This window comes from Nitratidesulfovibrio sp. D1 (genome assembly GCF_051133415.1).
GTDB lineage: Bacteria > Desulfobacterota > Desulfovibrionia > Desulfovibrionales > Desulfovibrionaceae > Cupidesulfovibrio.
Genome location: NZ_JBPGNZ010000008.1, coordinates 1 through 25474, shown reverse-complemented (window position 1 = coordinate 25474; position 25474 = coordinate 1). Strand labels below are relative to the sequence as shown.

22 protein-coding genes are annotated in these 25474 nt (G+C 65.7%); 18 read left to right on the top strand and 4 right to left on the bottom strand.

Features of this window, described 5'->3' with window-relative positions:
- The first annotated feature begins 59 nt into the window (after window positions 1–59).
- Entirely contained in the window at window positions 60–1028 is a 969-nt protein-coding gene (gene mtgA, locus ACR4XJ_RS14920; protein WP_434755955.1) for a monofunctional biosynthetic peptidoglycan transglycosylase, read from the top strand.
- Between the two features lie 51 nt (window positions 1029–1079).
- Window positions 1080–2339 (top strand): glycosyltransferase, encoded by a 1260-nt coding sequence (locus ACR4XJ_RS14915; RefSeq protein WP_434755954.1) that lies wholly within the window; start codon window positions 1080–1082, stop codon window positions 2337–2339.
- 251 nt (window positions 2340–2590) lie between these two features.
- Here ACR4XJ_RS14915 and ACR4XJ_RS14910 read toward each other — a convergent pair whose 3' ends face one another.
- From ACR4XJ_RS14910 to ACR4XJ_RS14900, 3 genes are all read right to left on the bottom strand, one after another.
- The gene (locus tag ACR4XJ_RS14910; protein ID WP_434755953.1) at window positions 2591–3439 is read right to left on the bottom strand and encodes a glycine betaine ABC transporter substrate-binding protein; all 849 of its coding nucleotides are present in this window, start codon (window positions 3437–3439) and stop codon (window positions 2591–2593) included.
- Window positions 3440–3704: 265 nt separating this feature from the next.
- Window positions 3705–4574, bottom strand: coding sequence for an ABC transporter permease (locus tag ACR4XJ_RS14905; RefSeq protein ID WP_434755952.1), 870 nt, complete (start codon window positions 4572–4574; stop codon window positions 3705–3707).
- 14 nt (window positions 4575–4588) lie between these two features.
- Window positions 4589–5791: a quaternary amine ABC transporter ATP-binding protein gene (locus ACR4XJ_RS14900; protein WP_434755951.1), complete on the bottom strand. Its 1203-nt coding sequence runs from the start codon at window positions 5789–5791 to the stop codon at window positions 4589–4591.
- A gap of 741 nt (window positions 5792–6532) precedes the next feature.
- On the opposite strand from ACR4XJ_RS14900, the gene ACR4XJ_RS14895 reads away from it, so the two are divergent.
- The 4 genes from ACR4XJ_RS14895 to ACR4XJ_RS14880 all read left to right on the top strand — a co-directional run bounded on the left by ACR4XJ_RS14895 (window position 6533) and on the right by ACR4XJ_RS14880 (window position 11041).
- Window positions 6533–7324: a 4Fe-4S double cluster binding domain-containing protein gene (locus ACR4XJ_RS14895; RefSeq protein WP_434755950.1), complete on the top strand. Its 792-nt coding sequence runs from the start codon at window positions 6533–6535 to the stop codon at window positions 7322–7324.
- Window positions 7325–7391: 67 nt separating this feature from the next.
- Window positions 7392–7940: a rhodanese-like domain-containing protein gene (locus ACR4XJ_RS14890; protein ID WP_434755949.1), complete on the top strand. Its 549-nt coding sequence runs from the start codon at window positions 7392–7394 to the stop codon at window positions 7938–7940.
- 171 nt (window positions 7941–8111) lie between these two features.
- Entirely contained in the window at window positions 8112–9686 is a 1575-nt protein-coding gene (locus tag ACR4XJ_RS14885) for a hypothetical protein (protein ID WP_434755948.1), read from the top strand.
- A 35-nt stretch (window positions 9687–9721) separates the two neighbouring features.
- Window positions 9722–11041 (top strand): MFS transporter, encoded by a 1320-nt coding sequence (locus ACR4XJ_RS14880; RefSeq protein ID WP_434755947.1) that lies wholly within the window; start codon window positions 9722–9724, stop codon window positions 11039–11041.
- A gap of 114 nt (window positions 11042–11155) precedes the next feature.
- Here the strand turns inward: ACR4XJ_RS14880 and ACR4XJ_RS14875 are convergent, their stop codons facing one another.
- Window positions 11156–11992 carry an inositol monophosphatase family protein gene (locus ACR4XJ_RS14875; protein ID WP_434755946.1) on the bottom strand — a complete coding sequence of 279 codons (837 nt, stop codon included), beginning with the start codon at window positions 11990–11992 and terminating at the stop codon, window positions 11156–11158.
- Window positions 11993–12664: 672 nt separating this feature from the next.
- Here ACR4XJ_RS14875 and ACR4XJ_RS14870 point away from each other — a divergent pair.
- From ACR4XJ_RS14870 to ACR4XJ_RS14815, 12 genes are all read left to right on the top strand, one after another.
- Window positions 12665–13423 (top strand): sulfite exporter TauE/SafE family protein, encoded by a 759-nt coding sequence (locus tag ACR4XJ_RS14870; RefSeq protein ID WP_434755945.1) that lies wholly within the window; start codon window positions 12665–12667, stop codon window positions 13421–13423.
- Between the two features lie 199 nt (window positions 13424–13622).
- A complete protein-coding gene (locus tag ACR4XJ_RS14865; RefSeq protein WP_434755944.1) occupies window positions 13623–14855 on the top strand; it encodes a cation:dicarboxylate symporter family transporter in 1233 nt (410 codons plus the stop codon).
- Between the two features lie 44 nt (window positions 14856–14899).
- The gene (locus ACR4XJ_RS14860; RefSeq protein ID WP_434755943.1) at window positions 14900–15058 is read left to right on the top strand and encodes a hypothetical protein; all 159 of its coding nucleotides are present in this window, start codon (window positions 14900–14902) and stop codon (window positions 15056–15058) included.
- Between the two features lie 514 nt (window positions 15059–15572).
- Window positions 15573–17294, top strand: a complete 1722-nt coding sequence (locus ACR4XJ_RS14855; RefSeq protein WP_434756059.1) for an L-aspartate oxidase — start codon at window positions 15573–15575, stop codon at window positions 17292–17294.
- 44 nt (window positions 17295–17338) lie between these two features.
- Window positions 17339–17680 carry a succinate dehydrogenase gene (locus ACR4XJ_RS14850; protein ID WP_434755942.1) on the top strand — a complete coding sequence of 114 codons (342 nt, stop codon included), beginning with the start codon at window positions 17339–17341 and terminating at the stop codon, window positions 17678–17680.
- Between the two features lie 12 nt (window positions 17681–17692).
- Window positions 17693–19036: a 2Fe-2S iron-sulfur cluster-binding protein gene (locus ACR4XJ_RS14845; protein WP_434755941.1), complete on the top strand. Its 1344-nt coding sequence runs from the start codon at window positions 17693–17695 to the stop codon at window positions 19034–19036.
- Complete coding sequence (locus tag ACR4XJ_RS14840) at window positions 19036–20529, top strand: cytochrome b N-terminal domain-containing protein (RefSeq protein ID WP_434755940.1); 1494 nt, start codon at window positions 19036–19038, stop codon at window positions 20527–20529. Before ACR4XJ_RS14845 ends, ACR4XJ_RS14840 begins: the two co-directional genes overlap by 1 nt.
- Window positions 20530–20558: 29 nt before the next feature.
- On the top strand, window positions 20559–21440 hold the full coding sequence (locus ACR4XJ_RS14835; protein WP_434755939.1) for a fumarate hydratase: 882 nt from the start codon (window positions 20559–20561) through the stop codon (window positions 21438–21440).
- A gap of 9 nt (window positions 21441–21449) precedes the next feature.
- The gene (locus ACR4XJ_RS14830; protein ID WP_434755938.1) at window positions 21450–22043 is read left to right on the top strand and encodes a FumA C-terminus/TtdB family hydratase beta subunit; all 594 of its coding nucleotides are present in this window, start codon (window positions 21450–21452) and stop codon (window positions 22041–22043) included.
- A gap of 72 nt (window positions 22044–22115) precedes the next feature.
- The gene (locus ACR4XJ_RS14825) at window positions 22116–22400 is read left to right on the top strand and encodes a UxaA family hydrolase (protein WP_333506178.1); all 285 of its coding nucleotides are present in this window, start codon (window positions 22116–22118) and stop codon (window positions 22398–22400) included.
- Between the two features lie 3 nt (window positions 22401–22403).
- Window positions 22404–23564: a UxaA family hydrolase gene (locus ACR4XJ_RS14820; RefSeq protein WP_434755937.1), complete on the top strand. Its 1161-nt coding sequence runs from the start codon at window positions 22404–22406 to the stop codon at window positions 23562–23564.
- Between the two features lie 97 nt (window positions 23565–23661).
- Window positions 23662–25281, top strand: coding sequence for a sigma 54-interacting transcriptional regulator (locus ACR4XJ_RS14815; protein WP_434755936.1), 1620 nt, complete (start codon window positions 23662–23664; stop codon window positions 25279–25281).
- Window positions 25282–25474 lie beyond the last annotated feature (193 nt).

Genomic DNA, 25474 nt, shown 5'->3' with positions numbered 1-25474 from the left:
AGACAAAATGGCTTCACCGCTCCCTTGCGCACCCGGTGCGGCACGGATAGCATCCTTGCATGTCCAGCCGCCACACCCCACGCAGGGGCCATGCCCTTGCCATGTCCCCGGCCGAATTGCCCGACATCCAGATGCCCGCACCCGACGCCCCGCGTGATGGGCGAGGCATGTCGGGCACCTCGGGCGCATCGCCGGAGGATGCCGACCGGCGCTCCTCCCCCTTTCTGAGCATGCAGCCGCCCGGAACGCCGCCCCCGGCATCCGGCCCGCCGTCACCCCGAACGTCGCCCAAGACGCCGCAAGGCCCCACGCGCCCGCGCGCCCCCCGCTCCGGCTGGCCGCTGGCCGTGCGGCTGATGCTGCTGGCAGCGCTGCTGCTGGGCGGCGACATCGCCCGCTACACGGTGTGGCCGCCGGTGGCCACGCTGGCGAAACAGAACCCCGCCACAACCTCGTTCATGGAGTACCGGCAGGCGCAATGGGCACGGCAGGGGCGCGGCCCCAGCTACCGCCAGACCTGGATGGGGCTGGGCAACATTTCGCGCAACCTCGTGCTGGCCGTGACCATCGCCGAGGACGACAAGTTCTGGCGGCACGAGGGGTTCGACCTCGACGGCATGGAAGAGGCATTCCTGCGCAACATCGAGGAGGGGCGCATCGCCGCCGGGGGCAGCACCATTACCCAGCAGCTTGCCAAGAACCTGTGGTTCACCCCGGAAAAGAGCCTGTCGCGCAAGGCCAAGGAGGCCATCATGGCCTGGCGGCTGGAGCGCGAACTATCCAAGCGGCGCATCCTGGAACTGTACCTGAACGTGGTGGAATGGGGCGACGGCGTGTTCGGGGCGGAAGCCGCCGCGCGCCATCACTACGGCAAGCCCGCCGCCGGGCTCACCTCGTGGGAGGCGGCCCGCCTTGCGGCGGTGCTGCCCAACCCCCTGCGCTGGTCGCCCACGGGCACCTCGCGCGGGGTGCAGGTACGGGCATCCATCATCCATTCGCGCATGGAGCGGCGGATGGGGAACGACTAGCCAGCCCCGAGCCCGCCCTTATCCCCCAGGCCGTATACGGACGGCGACATCATGAAAATTTCCATCATCACATACTGCTACAACGACACCGCCTATGTGCATGAGTTGCTGCGCAGCATGCTTCGCTGGACCGTACCCGTGGACGAGGTGCTGGTCATCGACGACGGCTCCGATCCGCCATTCGCCCTGCCGCTCAACGCTGATGGTTGCATTTCCGCCAGCGGCGCCAGCCTTCCCGTGCGGGTGCACCGCAACCCGCAAAACCTCGGCCCGGCCCTCACTAAGCGCGTGGGACTCGGCATGGCCACGGGCGATGTGCTTGTCTCGCTCGACTGCGACATCCGCGTGCACCGCAACTTCGTCCGCCATGCCCTGCCCTGTCTTGCGCAGGGCAACGTGGGGGCTGTCGGGGCTACAGACATCCGGTACTCCGGCCCGCCCACGCTTGCGGGGCGCTGGCACAACCTGCGCCAACAAGCGCGGGAACGGCGTGACGATTGCCCCACCGACTTCCTGAAAGGTGGTGTGTTCGTCATCCGGCAAGACGTGTACCGACGTATCGGCGGCATAGACGCCAGTTCGTGCGACGTGGCCGAAGACGTGAAGATGTCACGCGATATTAGAAAACTGGGACTTACGCTGGTGGAGATCAATACCTACCGCACCTACCAGGCGCGCCCTCTTTCTCCGGTACAGGCATGCAGGCAGAACATCGTGTACATGGGATATTCACGCCTTGGCCTTGCGGCGGAACAGGGGGCCGGACACTGCGCGCGCACCCTTGCTCACAACCTGATGCGCGACCTTGCGCTGGTCCGCCCCGACGACGTCACGCACGCCCCGTTGCTGATCATGCCACTGCTTTCCACCCTTTCCATGCTGACCTTTGTGACGCACAAGTTGGAGGACTTTCCCGCACTGGACGCAACACCGCTGCGCGGTACGCTGCTCCACCTTGCCAGCATCATGGGGTGGCACGCCCCCCTTGCCGCCCTGGCGCACGACACACTGCGCATCCTCCGGCTGCCGCCATCTCCCGGTTGTTCCCACCCTGTCGGCGATGATGGCACGCAAAGGCAGACCCCGGCGGGATCGCAGTTCGGCACAGACGACGCCATGCGCATCGACATTGCCTGCGGGGCCTGCGCCGCCGCCATGACGGCGGAACAAAACCCATTGACGATATTGGAGGGGGTGGCGAAAACCTTGGGCGGCACCATCACCCAAAATGCGTCGTCCTTCCACTACCTTGATGACAAGGACTACGCCTACGGAGACTATATCGGCTTCGAACGACTGCGGCAGAAGTAACCCGCCTGCAGCCGGCAACGCACCATCCCCCCTCCTGCTCCCGGCATCACAACGGCGCGGCGGATAACCGCCGCGCCGTTCCGGATAAAGGGGTGCGTGCTACATGCCCAACCGCCCCTTGCCAAGAAGCACATCTTGGAACTGTACTAGACGTGGTGGAATGGGGCGGCAGCGTGTTCGAGGTGGGGCACCGCGCGCCATCACTACGGCAAGTCCGCCGCCGCGCCTTTCCATTTCCGTCTTTTCCTTCCCTACTGGCCCAGCCATTCCGTGACCAGTTCGGGGTGTTCCTTCATGAACCGCCGGGCGTTGGCCATCAGATCGGCGTTCTTTTCCTGGTTCCAGGCCATCAGCGTTTCCAACTGGTTGGCGTCGGCGTAGCGGAAGCGGTCGAGAAAGGCGTAGACCTCGGGCATGTCCTTGTCCAGGCCGTTGCGCACCACGGTATGGATGCGCTCTTCTTCGCCCAGCACCTTCTTGGGGTCGTCCAGATAGTGCAGCTTCCAGCGCCCGAACATCCAGTGCGGCGACCAGGCGGTGACCACGACCCATTCCTTGCGGCGGATGGCGTCGTCCAGCGCGGCGGTCATGGTGGCCCCGCTGCCCTCCACCAGGGTCAGCTTGTTCAGGCCGTAGTCCTGCATGGCCTTTTCGGACAGCTTCATCAGGCCGGAACCGGGGTCGATGCCGATGACCTTGCCCTTGAACTTGTCCGCGTTGGCGTTCAATTCCTCGATGGATTTCAGGGGCACGTAGTCGGGCACGGCCCAGCCAAGGCGAGCCCCGCCCACCAGCGGGCCGAGGTCCTTCACCTTGCCTTCCACCTTCTTCAGGTAGTCGCCGTGGGTCACGGGCAGCCACGCGGTGACCATGCCGTCCACGTCGCCCGAGGCCACGGCCATCCACATGGCGGCGGCGCTCACGGGCAGCACTTCCACCTTGCGGCCCAGCTTGTCCTCGATCACCGCCTTGGCGAGATGGGAACTGGCCGTGGCGCAGTCCCATTCCACGTAGGCAAGGCGGACGGGCTTGCCGTCTGCCGCAAGGGCCTGCGCCGCCAGCAGCAGGACCGCCAGGGTCAGCAGAAGTATCTTCTTCATGTCGTGCTCCTCTGTTGGAGGTTATGCCGCGCACTGCGGCGATGTGGTGTGGGACGTGCGGAGAGGCTGTGTCTGCGCACCAGGAGGAATTTTGTTCTCTGCCAAGGAAGGACGTTTTTTTGTGGAGGGGAATATGCCCCAGCCGTCGGTGAGCGCGCAGTGCGAACCTTACGGATGGGGACCGCAAAGCGCTCTTCGGTATTTGACCGGAACAAAAAACCGTCCTGACGCAGGCAGAGGGCAAAAGGCCCCTGGTGCCATCATCCTAGCTCCCCACCCGCTTCCCCACATGCTGCAATATGCGGTCAAGGCAGATGGCCACGATGACGATGCCTATGCCCGCCTCGAAGCCGTTGCCCATTTCCAGCCGCTGGATGGCCTTCCACACCTCGCCGCCCAGGCCCCTCGCGCCGATCATGGCCGCGATGACCACCATGGACAGAGCCAGCATCACCGTCTGGTTCACGCCCGCCAGCATGGTGGGCGCGGCCAGCGGCAGTTCCAGCTTCACCAGCCGCTGGAAGCGTCCGGTGCCGAAGGCTTCCGCGCACTCCACCAGTTCGGCGGGCACCTGCCGGATGCCCAGGCAGGTGAAACGGATGGCGGGGGGCATGGCGAAGATCACCGTGGCGAACACGGCAGCCACCTTGCCGAGGCCGAAGAACGGAATGGCGGGAATCAGGTAGACGAAGGCGGGCATGGTCTGCATCACGTCCAGCACGGGCATGACCACGGCGCGGGCCCGGTCGCTCATGGCGGCGGCGATGCCCAGCGGAATGCCCACCAGCACCGCCAGCAGGGTCGCCACCAGCACCAGCGCAAGGGTGCTCATGGTGGCCTGCCACAGGCCCATGTTCCAGACCAGGGCCAGCCCGGCCACGGCGAACACGCCAAGCCCCGCCTTGCGGGTGACCCGCCAGGCCACCAGCCCCACGAAGGCGATCACCAGCACCGGGGGCAGCGCGTCCAGCCCCGCCTCCAGCAGGTTCAGGCCGCTTTCGGTCACGGCGGAAAAGGCCCGCGTGGCCGGGGCCAGGTGGGTCACCAGAAAGTCGATGGCCGCTTCCAGCCATTGTCCCAAGGGGATGCGGGGGAAGATGCCCGTCAGGCCCGTCAGATTTGTCAGGTTTGTCATGCTCGTCATATCCATCAGGCGTTCCCTCCTCGTTCGGCCAGCGCGCCCAGCAGCAGCCCGCGCACGATGACGCCCGCGAGGCGTCCGCGCTCGTCGGTGACGGCCAGCGGATGGGGCAGCCCGGCCATGATGGGAATGAGTTCGGAGGCGGGGGTGTCCGGCGAGACGGTGGTGATGTCCGTGCGTACGATGGCCGCAAGGTCGCGCTCGCCGCCCGCCAGGTGGTCGGCGATGTCGTCGGCGGTGACCAGCCCCACCAGCCTGTGGTTGCGGTCGAGCACGAACAGGGTGGCGATGGCGTGGTGGCGCATCTTGCGCAGGGCCGTGCGCGGGCCGTCCACGCCCAGCACCGCCACCGCCTCGGACCGCTTCATCACCGTGCCCGCCGTGAGCACGCGGGCAATGTCCACGTCGGCCACGAAGCGGGCCACGTAGTCGTCGGCCGGGCTGGTCAGGATGTCTTCCGGCGTGCCCACCTGCACCACGGCCCCGTCGCGCATGAGCACGATGCGGTCGCCGATCTTCAACGCCTCGTCCAGGTCGTGACTGATGAACACGATGGTCTTGCGCACGTCGTCCTGCAGGCGCAGCAGTTCGTCCTGCATGTCGCGCCGGATCAGCGGGTCCAGCGCGCTGAAGGCTTCGTCCATCAGCAGGATGTCCGGGTCCAGCGCCAGGGCGCGGGCCAGGCCCACGCGCTGCTGCATGCCGCCGGAAAGCTGGCCGGGCCGGGCCGCTTCCCACCCGGCAAGGCCCACGCGGCCCAGGGCCTCGGCCGCCTTGTCGCGGCGGGCGGCCTTGTCCATGCGGGGGGGACCCATCACCTCCAGCCCGTATTCGGCGTTTTCGAGCACGGTGCGGTGCGGGAACAGCGCGAAATTCTGGAACACCATGCCGAAGGTGCGCTGGCGCAGGGCGCGCAGTTCCTTCACCGAAAGGGAGGTCACGTCGGCGCCGTCGATGCGCACCGTGCCGTCGGTGGGTTCGATGAGCCGGTTCAGACAGCGCACCAGCGTGGACTTGCCGCTGCCGGAAAGGCCCATGACCACCACGATCTCGCCCTCCTCCACGTCGAACGAGGCGCGGTTGACGCCCACGGCATGCTTGGTGCGCTTGTATATCTCGTCCTTGGGCCTGCCCTCGCGGACCATGGCCAGCGCCTTTTCCGGGGCTGGCCCGAATATCTTGGTAAGATTCCTGATCTCTATCTTCGCCATGCTGCCTCCTGTGCCGCGCGCGCCACGGGTGCACTGTTCCGGATGGGGACCGGACACGAGCCGTCTGCGTGGACACGCACCATCGGCGCACACCCGGCGTGGGCGCGCATCATGTTGTCGCGGGGATGCACGGGAGGGAGACACGGAACGGGTGCAGCCTGGCCGGGCGTCATTGACGCCGCACGGCCATGACCGGTTCGCGGGGCGGACCATGTGGCGGTCCATGAGGGATCCCCCGCGAAAGCCGCCGCACGCGGGCACATCCGCAAATGGCGGAAGCCCGGGCCTGCGGCACAAGCCACGGCACGGCCCGCATCCTGCCGGGCCGCAAGGGCACGCCGGAGGAAGCGCAAGCCGCGCATTGCGACTGCACCCGGAACATCGCACACCGAAAAATCACACGATTCCGGTGGCAAACATCATACCGAACTCATATGCACACGGGCAGGCATTCCTTGGCCCTTGCCCGTATGCTCAACATCCTCCCGGACATCGAAGCATAAGATTTCAATTCCGCGCGGACGTGCATTTCATTCGCATGATGAAATCGCCTGTCCACGCCATTATATGAACATAAAGCAAAAAATTCCCTGTGTCCACCTGCAATGTATTCCCACGACAATCGCTGGCATTCCGGCATGTAATGCACTCTCGGCGCAACGTATCGCCGAGGCGGGCGGGGCCGTTGCACCCGGACGGAAAACATGCCATCCATGAAGCCAGCACGCTGCGGAGGTGAGCATGGCCATGGACAGTTTTTCCTTGCGACAAGCGGCCTTACGGTGGGGAGCAAGCCTGTTCGGCGTGGCCGACCTGGACCGCGTGCGCGCCCTGCCCACCCATCCGGCAAACCTGCTGGACGGCTGGTCGCGGGCCATCAGCCTGGGCGTGCGCCTGGCGGACCCGGTACTGGACGACATCGTGGACGGCCCCACGCCGCTCTACGCCCACCACTACCAAGCCGTGAACGCCCGGCTGGACGACACGGCCCTGCGCCTGACCCTGCTGATCCAGGAAGCGGGCGGCCGCGCCCTGCCCCTGCCCGCCTCGCAGACACTGGACCCCGTGGCCTGCACCAGCATGATCTCGCACAAGGCCGTGGCCGTGGCCGCCGGGCTGGGTTGGCAGGGCAAGAGCCTGCTGACCGTTTCGCCACTGTACGGCCCGCGCATCCGCCTGTGCACGGTGCTCACCGATCTGCCCCTGCAACCGGGCCGCCCGCTGATGAACCGCTGCGGCAACTGTACCCGCTGCGCCGACGCCTGCCCGGCCGGGGCCATCAAGGGAACCGCGCTGCCGCACGAGCCGGGCGCACACTACGGAAGCCGCGACGAAGCCCTGCACTTCGAGCGCTGCCGCGCCCTGCTGCGGGAGGACTTCGCCAAGCGCCCGCTCATCGGGCATTCGGTATGCGGGGTGTGCGTCAAGGTGTGCCCGTGGGGCGCGCGCGGCAAGGGCGTGCTGCACGGGCGCGACGACGTGCCCATGACCATGATGGACGACCAGTTCACCCTGTTCCCGCAGCCGTCCTGACGGGACGCCGCCCGGCTGGCCCTGCCGCCCGTCCATTCGCACCGCACCGCAGCCGAGGGAGGCTCCCATGGTCCGCTCCATCACCCCCCGCGAACTCGACGACGCCATCTGCGGCGAAGAACGCCTGCTGCTGCTCGACGTGCGCAGCCGGAGCGAACACGCCCTGCATCCGGAAGCCATCCCCGGCTCGCAGTGGCGCGACCCGGCCGCCGCCGGCACGTGGCTGCCCTCCATCCCGGAAGGCACCAGCGCCGTGGTGTACTGCGCGGGCGGCGGCGAAGCCAGCCGGGGCATCCAGTCGCGCCTGACGGCGCGCGGGGTGACCGCGCGCTACCTGGAAGGCGGACTGGCGGCGTGGCAGCGGCAGCACGGCGGCGAGCACGGGGAACCGGGCGGACTGGGCACGCGCACCGGCGAAGGCTGCGCCCATTCCCCGGTGCGCGGCGAACCCGGCGGGCACATCCCCGCCGGGGGAGAAAGCGGCCTGCACCGCCCGGCGGGCAACGGCCCCAACGGCCAGCAAGGGCGACGCGGCAGCCGATCCGAAGCATCTGGTGGCATGGGGGGCGGCATGGAGGACGGCAGCAGCGGCGGCGAGGGCGGCGGGGCGCGCTGAGCCCACACGCGCCTTCCCGGCCCATGCGGCACCACGCCCGTTTACCCTCACCCCGGCGCGTGCTATGCCCCTCCTTCGGCGCGGTCTCCCGCGCGTACGCCCGTGCCCGGACGAACATGCGCGGACGAACGCGCACGCCCGACCGCTCCGCAGCCACACCCCGGAGAGACCATGAACACATCCCGCCGCGTCGTCGCGCGCTTCCGTTCGCCCGCCGCCCCGTACACCATGACACGCAACGCGGCGCTCCTCGCGCTTGTGGCCCTGCTTGCGGCGGGCCTGCTGCTGGGAGGCTGCAAGCCACCCAAAAAGGGAACGGCCGCCCTGCCGGAGCGCCCCACCTACGTGCGCGAGGCCACGGAGCAGGACGCCGGTGCGGCCGACGGCGGCGCGACCTCCGCAACATCCGCCGCCGAATCCGGTACCGCGCCCGCCCCGAACCAGTCCGGTGCGAACGAGCCGGGCGCGAACGAGCCGGGCGCGCCCGACCTGGTGGTCACGCCGGACAGCATGGCCGCCGCCCGGCAGGAACAGGACGGCAACGCCGCCCAGCCCACCCCGGAGCAGACGCCGCAAGGCCGCGCCTCCGGCCCCGTGGGCGAACTGGTGGAACTTTCCGACGGCACCAGCATCGAGGCCCCCACCCGCCCGCAGGACCAGTTCGCCTTTGCCATGGCCCTGCTGCAGGGCGCCGACGGCCAGCCCGACCCGGCTCGCGCCGCCACTTGGCTGGAGAAGTCCGCCGCGCAGGACTTCGGCCCCGCGCAGGACGTGCTGGCCCGCATGTACCTGGACGGCGCCGGCGTGCGGAAGGACGAGGCCAAGGCATTCTCGCTGGCCATGTCCGCCGCCGGGCAGGACATCGTCAACGCGCAGGCCCTGGTGGGGGTGCTGTACACCTACGGGCGCGGCACCCGGCGCGACTTCATGCAGGGCGAAAAGTGGCTCTCGCTGGCGGCCGAGCGCGGCCACCCGCAAGCCTGCGATCTGCTGGCCGAATACCACCGCAAGGGGCTGGCCGGACCGGAGAACCAGAAGGAAGCCTTCCGCTGGACGGAACGCGCCGCAGCCCTCGGCGTGGTGCGCGCCCGGTTCTGGCTGGGCGTGCATTACCGCTACGGCATGGGCACCAAACGCGACGACGCCAAGGCCCTGCACCTGCTGCAAGAGGCTGCCGACGCAGGCAACCCCGACGCCATGGGCCTGGTGGCAGAAATGTTCTACCGGGGCCAGGGCGCGGAGCCGGACCTGGCAAGCTCGGTGCGCTACTTCCAGATGGGCGAGAAGGCCGGCGACCAGCATTCGCTGCTCAACCTGGGCATCCTGCACCACGAGGGCAATGGGGTGCCCAAGGACTTCGTCCGCAGCCTGCAACTGTTCGGCCAGTGCGCCGAGGGCGGCCACCCGCGCTGCATGACCCTGCTGGGCAGCATGCTGGCCGAGGGCGAAGGGACCACGGCGGACGTGGTCACCGCCCATTCGTGGCTGACCCGCGCCGTGCTGTTCGGCGACGGCGACGCCGCCCCGGTGGCGGCCGAGGTGCAACAGCGCATGACGCCCGACCAGTTGGTGCATTCCAAGAACATCGCCGCGCAGTGGATGCAGGCCCACCCGCAGTTCCAGCCCGCCGCACCCGGTCTGCCCGACCCCCAGCCCATGCCCCAGTCCATGCCGCAACCGGCGCCGCAAGCCGCTCCGGGTGACGCCACGGGCACGGCAGGCAAGGCCGCCCGTCCCGCCAACTGACGCGCCGGGCACGACGGCAACGCAACGGACGCAGCATGCCTCCTTTCCCCGATCATCACGCATCCAGCACGTCCGGCGCATCAGGGCCATCCGGCACACCGAACACCCCCGGCGGCAGTTCCGGCCCGCTGCGCGTATTCCGTCACCGCAACTACCGGCTGTTCTTCGGCGGGCAGGCCATTTCGCTGCCCGGCACGTGGATGCAGTCCATGGCCCAGTCGTGGCTGGTGTACCGGCTGAGCGAATCCAGCTTCGTGCTGGGGGCGCTGGGCTTTGCCGCGCAACTGCCCCTGTTCGCGCTGTCCGTGTTCGGCGGCGCACTGGCCGACAGCCACGACCGGCGGGCCATCCTGGTCGGCACGCAGGTGGCCTCCATGCTGCTGGCGCTGACGGCGGCCGCGCTGACCATGACCGATCTGGTGCAGGTCTGGCACGTGTTCGTGCTGGCCACGGCCCTCGGCATGGTCAACGCCTTCGACGTGCCCACGCGGCAGTCCTTCGTCATGGACATGGTGGGGCGCAAGGACCTGCCCACGGCCATCGGCCTGAACTCGTCCATGTTCAACGCGGCGCGGGTTATCGGCCCTACGCTGGCGGGCCTGATGGTGGCCGCCGCTGGCGAGGGGTGGTGCTTTCTGCTCAACGGCGTCAGCTTCGTGCCGGTCATCGCCGGATTGCTGATGATGCGCCTGCCCGCCCACGTGCCCCCGCCGCCGGGGCCTTCGACGCTGCAACGCATTCGCGAGGGACTTGGCTTCGCGGTGCGCCACGAGGGCATCCGCACCACCCTGCTGCTGGTGGGGGCCACCAGCCTGATTGCGGTGAACTATTCCGTGCTGATGCCCGTGGTGGCCGACAAGGTGCTGGGCGGCAACGCCAGGACCCTCGGCCTGCTGCTGGGAGCCGCCGGGGCGGGCGCGCTGCTGGGCGCGCTGTGCCTTGCCTCTCGCCGTGACAGCAAGGGGCTCTTCCGATGGACGCTGTACGCCGCCATGGGGCTGGGAGCCAGCCTGACGGCGTTTGCGCTGTGCCGGTCGGTGTGGACGGCCCTGCTGGCCCTGGTGCCCGTGGGCATGGGTATGGTGGTGCTGATGGCCTCGGCCAACACGCTCTTGCAGATCATGTCGCCCGACGCCTACCGGGGGCGGGTCATGGCCCTGTTCTCCATGATGTTCCTGGGCATGGGGCCGTTCGGCTCGCTGCTGGGGGGCGCCATGGCCCAGGCCCTGGGCCCGTCGACGACCCTGTTGCTGTCCGGCATCATGTGCCTGGGCAACGCGTTGTGGTTCGGGCTGTGGCTGCGGCGGCGCGGAGACGGCATCGAGGACATGGCGCGGGGTGGGAACCGCGACTAGCCGCTGGCGTTGCGTGAACAAGCGCAAAGCGCCGCGTGATGAAAAAGGGGAGGAGGCAAGCCAACGCTGCCCCCTCCCCATGCTTTTCCCGTACCTTCGCCCGGCAAGCCTGCGTCACTCTGGCCGCAACCGCCCCAACAGCGCGGGCAGCAGATCGCCGTTGGCGGCGGCAAGGCGGTTGGCGTGCAGCGGGTCCGGGTGGCCGTCGATGTCGGCCACGGCCCCTCCGGCCTCCCGCACCAGCAGCGCGCCTGCGGAAAGGTCCCAGCGCTTCAGGCTGACCACGAAGAAACCGTCCAGCCGCCCGGCAGCCACGTAAGCCAGGTCCAGCGCTGCTGCGCCGCCGCGGCGCATGCCCGTCGCGCTGCGCGCAACGGCGCAGAACTGCGCGAGATACCCCTCCATGCCCGGCCACTTGGGCGGCGGCACCACGGTGCCGATGACGGCCTCGTCCAGCCGGGCGCGCCGGGCCACGGACAGCGGACGCCCGTTGCAAAACGCCCCCCGGCCGCGCACGGCCGTAAAGAATTCGCGCCGGGCCGGGTCGGCCACCACGCCGAGTACGGCTGTTCCGTCCACCTCCAGCGCCACCGACACGGCATAGTACGGGATTCCGTGCACGTAGTTCACCGTGCCGTCCAGGGGATCGACGATCCAGCGATACGGCGACGCGCCGGAACCGCCCGATTCCTCTCCCGACTCCTCACCCAATCGGGCATGGTCCGGATACGCCTGCCGGATGCGCGCGAAAATGGCCGCCTCCGACCGGGCGTCCAACTCCGTGGTGATGTCGCCGGGGCTCTTGGTGGTGGTGTGCAGGCGGGCAAGACGCGAACGGCCGCGCGCCAACACGGCGCATCCGGCCTTGGCGGCATCCAGGGCAACGGCGAGTGCGGCGTCGAGGTCAATACCCGCGAATCGCTGGATGCCAGTGGACGGTGCGGCAGACATGCAATCCTCCCGAAGCAGAAGTGATGGGAACGGGGCAAGCCCTCCAGGGATGCCGCCCATGGCGTGTGCAGCATACCGGGACACGCCGGTCCCGGCGGCGCTCCCCCTTCCCTAGCACTGCAACGCACAAGGCAAAAGCTCCGCAGCCCGCGCCTCTCCGGCGCGCATGTGCCCGTTCCCGCCGCTCCCGCCAGTTCCGCCCGCCCCTTCCTCCCTTCCCACACGCCCCTCCAGCCACTGGCCTTGCCGGCCTGCCGTCACCGTGCGCGCCGGTGCGAACATGCCACGGACACGCGCGGTTGCCGTTGCCCCGCATCCAGCACAGCCTCCGCGCCTCCGGCGCACCGCAGGACGGCCGTCTGCCGACGTATCCGGAGCCCTTCCAGATGGAGGGCGCACTGTTGCATGCAACGCCCGAACACATCGGAAGCATTCATGTCCACTATTGGACTCTTTTGCCCGATAGCAACCAACAATGCCCTATTTGCGCCCGGATTTTTTCAATCTTCTGATCGAGCAACATTTTTATGAATTAATTCACAATCATATGCCAGGGAAAAACATGGCACAGCCATTGCTTTTGGAAATGCAGGGCATGCACCACGGCAAGCCCCCCATTGCATGGCGCGGTTGTCACCACGTCTTCCGGAAAGACGCAACAGGATACCCACGATGAATCTGATGGAACTTTCCACAATAGCGGCGGCGGGATTTCTCTCCGCCCTCATCAAGAACGGCGTGGGCGTCGGCTCGGGCATCTTTCTGCTTCCCGTGCTCACGCTGGTGTTTCCCGCAAAAACCGCATTGGGCATTGGCGCGCCCATCATGCTGGGGTCCGACATCATAGGCTTGCGCAATTACTGGAGGGAATGGGCCAGCACGCGGGAGTTGCTGTGGCTGCTGGTGCCCGCCGTGCCCGGCCTGCTGCTGGGGACGTGGCTCATTCCCGTCATCCCCGGGCATGTCTTCCGGATGGGCGTGGGCGTGTTCGGCATGGCCTATGCGCTGGGCATGCTTTTTCCCCGGTCCCGCATCGTGACGGCATGCACACGCCTGCTGCCGCGCCCCCGGCCCGGCGCCAGAAGATGCAGCGCCGTCTTTTACGGCATGTTGGGGGGAATCGCCACGGTCATGTGTCATGCCGGAGGGTTGGTGTGGTCCCTGTACCTCTTGTCGACGCAGAAGGATCGGCGCGTATTCGTGGGGACCATCGTTTTGTCGTTCGCCATAACCAATCTGTACAAGACATTCGCCTACCTGCACATCGGAATACTCGACACACAGACACTGCTGATAATCGCGCTTTCATTGCCAGCAATATACCTTGGATCATTTTTTGGAAACATCCTGAACAAGCGCTCGCACCATCGCATGTTCAGAATCGCTGTCCTTGCCGTCATATTCATCGTGTCGCTTCTTCTCATGAAATAAGTATCCATTGTCATGGCACATCAAGATTTCAAAATACACGCAAAGGAATTCACGTGCGCAGCACGAAGTGCATACTGATCCGCGAGATGCGTTGACCTGCATTCATGAACATCCACCAGAAAGGAGACTGATGCAACACCTGTGAGGATATTCCACAACAAGTATTGAAGCCAACAACATTTCACATGAGGAGCATTTCATGTCCAAAGGCAATTTCTATTCAAGGATACCATTGCCCATCCTCGTTGTGGGCTATCTGATCGTAGGCCTGTGTCTTGGATACGCATTTCCGAAAAACGAAATCATCGGCGCCCTGCACATCAGCGGAACATACTTTCCCAAGACCATCGTCACCTTCGCGGCATTGCTGATCTTCAACCTGCTGGCCGCGGCCATGGCCAAGCTGATGCTGTACCACAAGGAACAGGCCGGCAAGCTGTTCGGCCTGATTTTCGGGGCGTACCTGTTCATGGGAGGCGTCTCCCTGCTGTACGTCACGGGCTGGATATCCGTGCTCTCCGACATACCCATGTTCCTTCCCGGCCTGGATGTGCCCGGCCCCATGGCGTGGGTTGCCCAGATCGGGCACACCTTCGCCAACGTCCTTACCCAACAACCCCTGTTGCAGGCGCTGGTGGGAGCCATGCTGCTGGGGTGGCTCGCCGCGAAGTTCGAGCAACTGCATCCCATCGCCCATGGCTTCATTGCCGTCGGCGACGCGATTCTGTGGTTTTTCAAGAAGTTGTTGTGGTACTACCCCATCATGATCGGCTGCCTCGCCATCGGCATTCCCATGAAGTTCGGGGCCAAGGGGATGGCGCTGTATGGCCAGGGGGTGCTGTGGGTCATGATCGTCACCTGTACGTGGGTGGCCCTGATGATCCTGCTCTGTAAATTCTGCACCAAGCGCACCTGGAAGCAGATACTCTCCTATTACGGCGCGGTGTGGCCCACGGGCTTCGGCACCGGGGGATCCTACGACACCCTGGCCGTGAACATCATTTCCGCCGAACGCGACCTCGGCCTGCACGAAGACATAGCGGAGGTCTCCATCGTCTTCGGCACGGTGCTGAACAAGAATTGCAGCACCATGTCCGTGCTCATCGTGACCATCATCGTTTCCCAACTGCTGGGTATTCCCATTTCCCTGTCCGAAATACTGATGCTCATTCCGCCGGTCATGATCCTGGGGCTGGAATCGCCCGGCATTCCGGGCGGGGCGGGGTACTTCATGTCGCCCATCATTGCCGTGCTGCTGGGGGCTCCCGACCCCGCGACCTACGTCACGACGTTCGTCGCCGTGTTCAGCGGGCTGATCCCCATGTTCTCCACCGCGGGCAACACCACCGATGACGGCGTGGTGGGGGCGTTCCTGCAGGATCACTTCGGCCACTGGATTTCAAGCCACTCGCTGCAGAGGGAGAGCGCATGATGAAAAAGACACTCGGATATGCACTGCTTACAGCCGGATCATGGATGCTGCTGTCCCCCCAGTCGCTGACGGGCATCAAGTACCTGAAATGGATGTACGACTACGCCTTTCCGGGCGAGGTTCTGCTGGGCATGGTGGTGCTTGGCGCCGCCTACTACTGCCTTGGCTTCCCGCCCAAGAAACAGGAAAGACCCAGCCACTAATCCCCCCTACGCCGCATGACGGCAGGCTGTGCTGCCCGTGCATCCACAGCCCGGCCTGGCCGTCATGCGGCCTTTACCCCGTCCCGTAACCACCGCCGGACAACACCCGCGCGCCCCCGGATCGCCCCCCCTCTACCGGTCCGCCTCCCGATCCGCCCGATCCGGCACGTCGCCCTCCCTTCAGCCCTGACCCCGCTCCGGCATTTGCGGCAGACCTGCGACCCCGTGGGCCAAAGCGCCTCTCCGGCGCGTCTCCCAAAGGCGGTCCTCGCGACATCTCTTCAAGCTCCCCAGCCCCCCAACGCCTTCCAGATGACCAATGACCGTCAGCAACGCCACGCTTGGACAAAAAAGACCAATACTGGACACCACCAACTGCGCCACCCCGCCAAGCATGAAGCAACACCCCGAATTTCAAAACGATACCATTTGCATCCCGTTGGCACCATCCTTGCTGATATCTGCGTGGAGACTGCGAAGGAACTGTATAACCTTCTAACAAGCGCGGTTGGACATGATGCAAACGCACAAAGTCGATCTTCTCATACTTGGAATGGGAGCCGCGGCAGAGCTCGCCGCCATATACGCGCACGATGCAATACCGTCGCTGAATATCCTGATCGCCTCGAAGGCGCTGAAAGGGAAGGGCGGATGCAGCCGAATGGTGCAAGGCGGGTTCAATGTCGTCCTGAACCCCGAAGACTCCCATGAAAAGCACCTCATGGATACGCTCAAGGGCGGTCAGTACATCAACAACCAGGACCTCGCGAAGCAGCTCGTCGAGGAAGCCACCCCGACGGTCAAGGAGCTGGAGACCATTTGCGGGTGTTTTTTCGACCGTTTTCCCGATGGGCGCGTCCATCAGAAGCCCTTCGCGGGACAATCCTTCGACCGCACCGTGCACAGGGGCGACCTGACGGGCATCGAAATCATCAGCCGGACCACGGAGCAGGTCTTCAAGCGGCGCATTCCCGTGCTGGAAGAAACCCGCGCCGTGGAACTACTGCTGGACGCCACCGGCAAGACGGTCACCGGCGCCCTGCTGTACGACATGCGGCGGGGTGAATTCCTGGTCGTGGAAGCCGCGGCCACCCTGGTGGCCACGGGCGGCGGCCCCACCCAGTACCGCTTTCATGCCCCCGGCCCGGAAAAATCCGCGGACGGCATCGCCATGCTGTACAGGGCCGGCGTCCGCATGCGGGACATGGAAATGATCCAGTTCCACCCCACCGGGCTCATCGTGCCGGGCAGCGTGGTGGCCGGCGCACTGCTGGAAGAAGGGCTGCGCGGCGCGGGAGCGCACCTCTACAACGGCGAGGGCGAGCGCTACATGCAGCGCTACGCCCCGGACGTGGCGGAACGCGCCACCCGCGACGTGGTGAGCCGCTCGGCCTACATGGAAATGATGGCCGGCCGCGCGTGTCCCGAGGGCGGCGTGCAAATCGACGCCGCCCACATGGGCGCGGACTTCGTGCTCAAGTCCTTCCCGGGCATGGCCGAGCGCTGCGCGCAGTTCGGCTACGACCTGGCCAGGGGACGGGTTCCCGTCTCTCCCACGGCCCACTTCTTCATGGGCGGCGCAGAGATCAACACCGACTGCCAGGCCAGCCTGCACAAGCTCTTTGTCGCGGGCGAAGACGCCGGGGGCGTGCATGGCGCCAACCGCCTCGGGGGCAACGGCATCGCGGAGTCCTGCGTCTACGGACGCCTAGCGGGCAAATCGCTGGCCCGTTTCCTGGCCAAGGACCGCAGCATCGCGAAGACCGCCCCCGGCCTTGTGAAATCGATGGTCGCCCGCCTGCGGGAACCGCTGTCGCGCACCGACGGGCGGAGCCCGCTGCAAATCCGGCACGACATCCAGGAAACCAACTGGCTCAAGGTGGGCATCATCCGCAACCAGAAGGACCTGGAAGAGGCCCTGCCCATCTTCCGCAGCCTGAGCGACGACGTGGAACGCGCGTCCGTTGCTCAAAGCAACGCCTACAACATGGTCTACAACGTATGGCTCGATACGCGCAGCATGATCGACGTCTCGATCATGGCCGCGACCTCGGCGCTGCTGCGCGACGAAACGCGCGGCGCGCATACCCGCCTGGACTTCCCCGAACAGCGCGACGACTACGGCCTGTTCAACACGTTTCTCTGGCGCGGCGACGACGGCATGCCCGTTACGGAAAAGAAGCCCGTCGAGTTTACGCACAAGCCTGTCGAAGCCTGCCAGAAATGGAAAAAATGATTCTTCACCGACATATCAACGCAGCACATTCCGGAGAAAACAACATGGAACAGCAGCAGAAGTTCGAGTACCGCACGCCACTGCAATGGGGAGACCTTGACCCGTACCGGAGAGGTCGCACACACGTGGGTATGTGGGCCTGGCTGATGCAGCGCATCAGCGCGGTATTCATTGTCGTACTCCTCACGTTGCACCTCTTCTTCACCTACAAGCCGTTTCTCCAGTTCATGCTGCTGGTCGTGGTGGCGTTTCACGCGGCGCTGGGGCTGCGGGTCATCCTGCTGGACTTCAATCTGGCGGACATCAAGCGGCAGCGGAACCTGGCCTACTGGTTGCCGGGCATGGGCCTTGCCGTGGTGCTGCTCGTCTGGGGCATCATCTACTAACCGGAGGCCGTCATGACATCCCAACCGACATCCCGCACCGTCAGGGTGTTCCGCTACGACCCGGCCGAGGGCGGGGATGGGCATTTCGATGCCTACACGCTGGACATCCCCGCGCCGGAAACCACCACGATACTCGACGTGCTGCTGCGCCTTCAGCGCGAGCAGGACCCGAGCCTCTCCTTCCGCTTCGCCTGCCGCGTCAACATGTGCGGCTCCTGCGGCATGGTCATCAACGGCCGCGAGGCCCTGGCCTGCAAGACCAACGTCTCACACCTGCCCCCTGCGCAGGACATCACCATCCGTCCCTTGAACCACTTCCCCGTGATCAAGGACCTTGTGGTGGACATGGACCCGTTCTTCGCCAAATACGAGGACGCCCTGCCGTTCTTCGAGCCCGCCGTGGAACACGACGAGCCCTACGCCATCAAGCCCGACGACCAGGCGCGCATCGACATCGGCATGGCCACGGACTGCATAGCCTGCGGCTGCTGCGTTTCAAGCTGCACCATGGTCAATCACCATGCGGGGTACGCTGGACCGGCCGCCCTCAACCGCGCCTTCACCCTGCTGGCCGACGAGCGTGACGGGCTGTTCGAAGCCCGCCTGACCCGGGCGCTGGACTCCTGCTACGCCTGCCGTACCGAATTCAACTGTACGGAAGTCTGCCCCAAGCAGATCAGCGGGACGCGGGCCATCAAGTACATCCAGCGTCTGGCGCTGAAGCACCTGAAATCGCTCAGGCCCCTTTCCGCCCATCCGGTGGAGGAAGCGGCGAAGGAAAGGGCGAAGGACGCGCCGAAGCCCGTCGCCACGGGCTGCTCCTGCGGGGTGCATCACCATGACGCTCCTGCGGCTTCTCCGGCTGCCGCAACGGCATGCCCCCCCGCCGGACCGGAACTGGCGTGCGCCTCGCGCCGCACGTTCCTGACGGCCGCCGTGGGCGCGGGGGCCGTGGCCGTGCTCGGCGGCATCCTGGGCACCGCGGCGGTGGCGCCGACCCAGGTCCGCACACCGGCGCAATGGGTGCCCGTGGCCGCGCTCAAGGACATCCCCGTGGGCGAGGTCAGCACCCTGCCGCTCGGTTACACGCGCACCCAGGCGTTCCACAGCGAACAGGTGCAGTCCACCCTGCTGGTACGGCACGACGCCCCCGGCCAGGTGCTCTGCTTCAGCAATACCTGCCCGCATCTGGGCTGCGCCGTCAGTTGGGATCCGCTGTCCTCGCGCTTCAAGTGCGCCTGCCACGGCGGGGCGTTCGACAGGGACGGCAACGTCATCGCCGGTCCGCCGCCCAGGGGGCTGACCCGCCTGCCCTGGAAGGTCGAGGACGGCATACTCAAGGTCGAGGTGGTGTAATGAACATCGGCAAACATATCGGATGGGAAACGCATCTCAAGCCCTTCCTCTACAAGAGGCTGCCGGACGGCACGGGCTGGAGCGCCGTTCTGGGCACGCTGTGCGCCCTGGTCTTCCTGCTGATGGTGGTCACGGGCATCGTGCTGGCCTTCTACTACGTGCCCTCCCCTGACAAGGCGTGGAGCTCCGTCCGCTTCATCTCGAACGATGTGGCCGCCGGGCAGCTGCTGCGCGGCCTGCATCACTGGGGCGCGGGCGCCATGGTGCTGCTGGTGTTCGTGCACCAGATGGTCACCTATTTCCACGGCGCATACGTGAATCCGCGCCAGGGTACGTGGGTCACCGGGGCCTGCCTGTTCCTGGTGACGCTGGGCCTCGGGTTCACCGGCTACCTGCTGCCGTGGGACATGAAGGCCTACTGGGCCACCGTGGTCGGGGCCAACATTCCCAGCCAGTACCCGCTGGTGGGCAACGCCATCACGCGCTTCATCCTGGGCGGGGACGGCATGTCGGGCTTCACGCTGACGCGCTTCCACTCCATCCACACCCTGCTGCTTCCCTGCCTGCTCCTGCTCTTTCTGGCCATACACATCTACCTCATCCGCCTGCACAACCTCTCCGACCCGCGCGAGAGGATCGCCGGCGAGCCTCTGCCGCCCCCGGCCGAAGGCACCCCGCCGTATCGTTTCTATCCCGAGCACATGCACCGCACGGCCATCGCCTTCGGCATCCTGTTCTGCTTCCTGCTGGGGCTGGCCATCTGGGCTCCCGCGCCGCTGGAACAGAAGGCCGGCACCTTCATCGCCGACTACCTGCCCCGGCCGGAATGGTACTACATGTGGATATTCCAGTTGCTGACCTACTTCAACGGCACATGGGAGGCCGTGGGCAGCCTGGTCATTCCCGTGGGCGGCGCGCTGCTGATGCTCTGCGTGCCCTTCATGAGCGAAAGCCGCATGAAGGGGGTGGTCAACAGACCGGTATCCATGAGCATCGGCCTGACCTTCATCATCTGCATCGTGTACCTGACCGGACAGGCCTATTCCGAGGCCGCGCCCTACAACAAGATCGTGCTCACGCCCCCCGGCTCCCCCGGAGCTATGACGGAAGAGGTCCGCCAGGGCCTGCGCATCTACGTGGAACGCGAATGCGCATACTGCCACAACATCCAGGGCCAGGGCGGCCACCGCACCGGTCCCGATATGTCCAACATGAAGGCCAAGGGGCGCACGGTCGACTACCTTTCCGCCTACATCAAGGACCCCAAGTCCAAGATGGCCTCCACCTCCATGCCCGCCTACGACCTTCGTCCCGATGAGCTGAAGGCCCTCGCCGCCTTCCTGCTGGCCCTCGACTTCAGCCGGGGCTCGGCGGTGCCCATGCGCACGGAAGACGTGCGCGCCAACATTCCCGACACCCTGACCGTTCCTCCGGCCGTCTCTTCAACCGCACCCCCGGCCAGTCCCCCGGCCATCCCCCCAGCCATTCGCTGACCGCAACGTCCAACACAAGGAGTTGGCACATGTCTTCATTCGACTACCGCATCGTGGAAGAGGCGGCCAAGCAGAGCTACATCAAGGCCCTGTGCGACCTGCCGCCGGACGTGCGCGCCGCCCTGCGCAAGGCCCGCGACCGCGAGACCGTCCCCACCGCCCGCGCCATTTTCGAGGCCATGTTCAAGGCCATCGACATCGCGGACGCCAAAAAGACCCTGCTCTGCCAGGACACGGGCCTGCCCATCTACAAGGTCCGGGTGGGGTCGCGGTTTCCCTGGAACTGTGCGGCCATCAAGTCCTGCCTTTACGAGGGCGCGCGGCGGGCCACGCAGGAATTCCCCTTCCGCAGCAGTTCCACGCACACCCTCACCCGGATCAATCCCCAGACCTCGGTGGGGCCGGGCCTGCCCGTCATCTACTGGGATTTCGTCGAGGACAGCGACGCGCTGGACATCCTGATGGTGCCCAAGGGCTCCGGCTCCGAGAACATGAGCAAGATGCAGATGTTCTACCCCCAGCACGGGATCAGGGCGGTCAAGAAGTTCATTCTGGACACGGTGGTGGAAAGCGCCGCCAACCCCTGCCCCCCCGGCGTCATCGGGGTGGGCCTCGGCGGCACGTCCGACCTGGTGATGCGCCTGGCCAAGGACGCCATCTGCCGCCCGGTGGGCCAGCGCCACCCCGATCCACAGTTCGCCGAGATGGAGGAGGAACTGGAAGAGGCCATCAACGCCACCGGGCGCGGCCCCATGGGGCTTGGCGGCGACGTGTCCTGCCTGGCCGTGCACATCGAGCACGCCTACACCCACATCACCCAGAACCCCGTGGCCGTGAACACCCAGTGCTGGCCCGCCCGGCGGGCGCGGGCGGTGGTCCTGCCCGACGGCTCAACGACCTACGGGTACTAGGAGACAGCCATGAGCATCACGCACCATCTCACGTCCCCGTTTTCCGAAGCGGACATCCGCGCGCTGCACGCCGGCGACATCGTCTACTTCGACGGCCCGCTGTTCGGCATCCGCGACCTGACGCAGATCTACATCTTCGACCAGGGCCACAAGCCCCCGGTCAGCCTCGAAGGCATGCCCTGCATCCATACCGCCCCCAGCCTGCGCCAGGTGGACGGCAAATGGGAAAAGATCTGCGTGGGCACCACCACCAGCACGCGCATGGACCGCTTCACGCCGGGGCTGATCGGCACCTACGGGGTGCGGGCCATCATCGGCAAGGGCGGCCTGTACCAGGGCAGCCTGGACGCCATGCACACGTACGGGGCGGTGTACCTGGCCATCGTCGGCGGTGCCGCGTCCCTGGAGACGGAACAGATCGAAGAGGTGGAGGCCGTCTACTTCGAACATCTGCACCCCGAAGCCCTGTACCGCTTCCGGGTGAAGAACTTCGGCCCCCTGACCGTGGCCATGGATAGCCATGGGCGGCACCTCTACGACGAGATCGCCGCGGAAGCCCAACGGAGGCTGCCGGACATCTATGCCAGGCTCGGCGTGGCCTAGGGGCCGCCGCGCCACGGCCCCGGACGGGAAGCCCACGGGGACGGAACCCCACAACCCTTCAAGGAGGAACACATGTCCATCGATTTCCTGGTTCACGAAGCGGCCGACGGCGTCGGCGTCGTGGTGGTGGAAGGGCTGACGGCAGGTCACGAATGCACGGGATGGGTCATGCAGGAAGACAAGACCGTCCACATCACCCTGCGCAACGACATTCCCATCGGCCACAAGGTGGCGCTCAAGGACTTCGCCGCGGGCGACACCGTGTTCAAGTACAACACGGACATCGGCAAGGTGGTCGCGCCCATCAAGAAGGGCGAACATCTGCACGTCCACAACGTCAAGACCAAGAGGTGGTAGGTCATGGAAAGGAAATTCTTCGGATACCGGCGTGAGAACGGCCGCGTGGGCGTGCGCAACCACGTGGTCCTGCTGCCCCTCGACGACCTGTCCAACGCGGCGTGCGAAGCCGTGGCCAACAACGTCAAGGGCACCCTGGCCCTGCCCCATGCCTACGGCCGCCTCCAGTTCGGCGAGGATCTCGACCTGTACTTCCGCACCGTGATCGGCATGGGCTGCAACCCCAACGTGGCCGCCGTGGTGGTCATCGGCATCGAGCCCCTGTGGACGCAGAAGATCGTGGACGGCATCGCCAAGACCGGCAAGCCCGTGTCGGGCTTCGCCATCGAGAAGAACGGCGACCTGGCCACCATCTGCGCCGCATCGCGCCGGGCCAAGGAGTACATGCACTGGGCCAGCGAGCAGCAGCGCACGGAATGCGACGTGAAGGAACTCTGGGTGTCCACCAAGTGCGGCGAATCCGACACCACGTCCGGGCTGGCCACCAACCCCACGGTGGGCAACGCCTACGACAAGCTGTGGGAAGCCGGCGCCACCCTGCTGTTCGGCGAAACCACGGAGCTCACCGGCGGGGAACACCTGGTGGCCGCGCGCTGCGCCACCGACGAGGTGCGCAAGAAGTTCCAGTTCTTCTTCGACCGCTACGCCAAGGTCGTGGACGACCACAAGACCGACGACCTTTCTGACTCGCAACCCACCAAGGGCAACATCGAGGGCGGCCTGACCACCATCGAGGAAAAGGCCCTCGGCAACATCCAGAAGATCGGCCGCAAGGCCCCTGTCGTGGGTTGCCTGGACAAGGCGGAAAGCCCCACCGGCCCCGGCCTGTGGTTCATGGATTCCTCCTCCGCCGCCGCCGAAATGGTCACCCTGTGCGCCGCCGCCGGGTTCGTGGTGCACCTGTTCCCCACCGGACAGGGCAACGTCATCGGCAACCCCATCCTTCCGGTGGTCAAACTGTGTTCCAATCCCCGCACGCTGCGCACCATGAGCGAGCACTTCGACGTGGACGTCTCCGGCATCCTGCGCCGCGAGATCAACCTCGACCAGGCCGGGGACAAGCTCATTGACATGATGATTCGCACATGCAACGGCAGGAGGACCTCCGCCGAGGTGCTCGGGCATCGCGAATTCATCATAACGAGACTATACGAAAGCGCATAAGCACTTCACGCTACGAGTGGGGCCAGCGCGGGCTGCCCCACTCGAACGCATGGCGCTGCATACCACGTACCCTTCAGGTAGCATACGTGAGGGAACGATGAGCGACCTTCCTGACAGGTTTTACCAAGCGCTGCTGCTGATCAACAACATTCTTGTCCGCGAAGTCACCCAAGAGGGTCTTTTCCAGAGTCTTGCCGCAACGCTGCAACCCCTGGTCAACTGTGACCGATGTAGTCTCAGCATCTACAATCCGGCCAACGATTCGCTGGAATGGTTCGCGCGGGCCGAAGGGGTCACCGTCACCTGCATGGACGATACGCCCATCCCGCAGCGGGGCCCCCTGGCCCATGAGGCCATCCGGGCGAAAGCGCCGTACATCGCCCAGGACATCAAGAATCTCGCGTCGTTCGACGCAATACGCAGCATGCACGATGCCGGATTGCGTTCGGCCATCGCCCTGCCGCTCATGAGCCGTTCCCAGCCCATCGGCGCGCTCGTCGTTTCCTTCAGGCGGCCGTTGCGCGACGACGACACCGACCTGGTGGCGTTTCTGGAAAAAATCTCCGTGCAGGTGGCCCTGGCCGTGGACAACATGCTTGCCCACGCCAAACTCCAGAAGATGAATGCGGAACTGCAACAGCGCGTGGGCGACCTGCTCTATCCGGAAGAGACGAGCTACTCCGAACCGCGCTTTTTCTACCGGTGCGAGAGCATGCGCATCGTCATGGAACAGGCGCAGCTTCTGGCCTGTAGCAACGTGCCGGTTCTGATACGCGGCGAGACGGGAACGGGAAAGGAATTCATCGCCCACATCATCCACCGGTACAGCGCCAGAAAAAACAACAACTTCGTCAAGGTCAACTGTCCGGCCCTGTCCTCGACGCTGTTCGAAAGCGAGTTGTTCGGCCATGCCAAGGGGGCGTTCACCGGCGCCAACAGCCATCGCGTGGGGCGCTTCGAGATGGCGGACAAGGGCAGCATCTTTCTGGACGAAATCGGCGACCTGGACAAGACGCTCCAGGCAAAGCTGCTGCAAGTATTGCAGGATTCCAGCTTCGAGCGGGTCGGGGAAAGCCGCTCCATCCGGGTGAACGTGCGCTTCATTTCCGCCACCAACGCTGACCTCGGCGCGCTGATCCAGCGCGGCCAGTTCCGAAACGACCTGTATTACAGGCTGGGCGCGGCGATTATCAATATTCCCCCCCTGCGGGAACGCCTCGGCGAACTGCGCGCCATGCTGCAACACCTCGTGGGCATTCTTACCGAAGACATGCAGTGCAAGCCCATCACCTTCTCCCGCTCCGCACTGCGCCTGCTGGAAGAGTATCATTGGCCGGGCAACGTGCGGGAACTTTCCAACATGGTCAAGCGGCTGCTCATTCTCAATTACGGAGGTGAAGTAGAGCCGGCCATGATTACCCCCCTGTTCCAACAGGATGCGCATCATCCGGGCATTCGCGACGTGTCCGTCGCGCCCCTGCCCCCGCCTCCCGTAGTGGCGCCCGGCTATTCCCTGGCGGATACCGAGCGGCTGGTCATCGAGAAGGTGCTGACCCTGACCAATGGCGTCATCAGCGGAAAAAAAGGCGCTGCCACGCTGCTCGGCCTGCCGCGCTCCACCTTGCTCTACAAGCTGAAGAAGCACGGGATCGAAATCAGCCGGTACACGCACAGCGTCGCAAACCTCGCGGCGGGCATCACCAACAAAGCGCTCTGACAACGCCCCCGCTCCCGCACACTCCCCTCCCTTGAACGCACGAAGGCCCCGGCGATTGCTCTACCGGGGCCTTTGCGTGAAGCGGCGGGAGTGTGCGGTTGGACGCGCCTCCCGGAAAGAAAAAGTGCTGACATCGGCCTACTTTCCCACGCACGAATACGCAGTATCATCGGCGATGGAGGGCTTAACTTCC

Excerpts from the sequence above, each read along its gene's own strand:
- mtgA (WP_434755955.1), top strand. The coding sequence starts at position 60 with ATGTCCAGCCGCCACACCCCACGCAGGGGCCATGCCCTTGCCATGTCC.
- ACR4XJ_RS14915 (WP_434755954.1), top strand. The coding sequence starts at position 1,080 with ATGAAAATTTCCATCATCACATACTGCTACAACGACACCGCCTATGTG.
- ACR4XJ_RS14910 (WP_434755953.1), bottom strand. The coding sequence starts at position 3,439 with ATGAAGAAGATACTTCTGCTGACCCTGGCGGTCCTGCTGCTGGCGGCG.
- ACR4XJ_RS14905 (WP_434755952.1), bottom strand. The coding sequence starts at position 4,574 with ATGACAAACCTGACAAATCTGACGGGCCTGACGGGCATCTTCCCCCGC.
- ACR4XJ_RS14900 (WP_434755951.1), bottom strand. The coding sequence starts at position 5,791 with ATGGCGAAGATAGAGATCAGGAATCTTACCAAGATATTCGGGCCAGCC.
- ACR4XJ_RS14895 (WP_434755950.1), top strand. The coding sequence starts at position 6,533 with ATGGCCATGGACAGTTTTTCCTTGCGACAAGCGGCCTTACGGTGGGGA.
- ACR4XJ_RS14890 (WP_434755949.1), top strand. The coding sequence starts at position 7,392 with ATGGTCCGCTCCATCACCCCCCGCGAACTCGACGACGCCATCTGCGGC.
- ACR4XJ_RS14885 (WP_434755948.1), top strand. The coding sequence starts at position 8,112 with ATGAACACATCCCGCCGCGTCGTCGCGCGCTTCCGTTCGCCCGCCGCC.
- ACR4XJ_RS14880 (WP_434755947.1), top strand. The coding sequence starts at position 9,722 with ATGCCTCCTTTCCCCGATCATCACGCATCCAGCACGTCCGGCGCATCA.
- ACR4XJ_RS14875 (WP_434755946.1), bottom strand. The coding sequence starts at position 11,992 with ATGTCTGCCGCACCGTCCACTGGCATCCAGCGATTCGCGGGTATTGAC.
- ACR4XJ_RS14870 (WP_434755945.1), top strand. The coding sequence starts at position 12,665 with ATGAATCTGATGGAACTTTCCACAATAGCGGCGGCGGGATTTCTCTCC.
- ACR4XJ_RS14865 (WP_434755944.1), top strand. The coding sequence starts at position 13,623 with ATGTCCAAAGGCAATTTCTATTCAAGGATACCATTGCCCATCCTCGTT.
- ACR4XJ_RS14860 (WP_434755943.1), top strand. The coding sequence starts at position 14,900 with ATGCTGCTGTCCCCCCAGTCGCTGACGGGCATCAAGTACCTGAAATGG.
- ACR4XJ_RS14855 (WP_434756059.1), top strand. The coding sequence starts at position 15,573 with ATGATGCAAACGCACAAAGTCGATCTTCTCATACTTGGAATGGGAGCC.
- ACR4XJ_RS14850 (WP_434755942.1), top strand. The coding sequence starts at position 17,339 with ATGGAACAGCAGCAGAAGTTCGAGTACCGCACGCCACTGCAATGGGGA.
- ACR4XJ_RS14845 (WP_434755941.1), top strand. The coding sequence starts at position 17,693 with ATGACATCCCAACCGACATCCCGCACCGTCAGGGTGTTCCGCTACGAC.
- ACR4XJ_RS14840 (WP_434755940.1), top strand. The coding sequence starts at position 19,036 with ATGAACATCGGCAAACATATCGGATGGGAAACGCATCTCAAGCCCTTC.
- ACR4XJ_RS14835 (WP_434755939.1), top strand. The coding sequence starts at position 20,559 with ATGTCTTCATTCGACTACCGCATCGTGGAAGAGGCGGCCAAGCAGAGC.
- ACR4XJ_RS14830 (WP_434755938.1), top strand. The coding sequence starts at position 21,450 with ATGAGCATCACGCACCATCTCACGTCCCCGTTTTCCGAAGCGGACATC.
- ACR4XJ_RS14825 (WP_333506178.1), top strand. The coding sequence starts at position 22,116 with ATGTCCATCGATTTCCTGGTTCACGAAGCGGCCGACGGCGTCGGCGTC.
- ACR4XJ_RS14820 (WP_434755937.1), top strand. The coding sequence starts at position 22,404 with ATGGAAAGGAAATTCTTCGGATACCGGCGTGAGAACGGCCGCGTGGGC.
- ACR4XJ_RS14815 (WP_434755936.1), top strand. The coding sequence starts at position 23,662 with ATGAGCGACCTTCCTGACAGGTTTTACCAAGCGCTGCTGCTGATCAAC.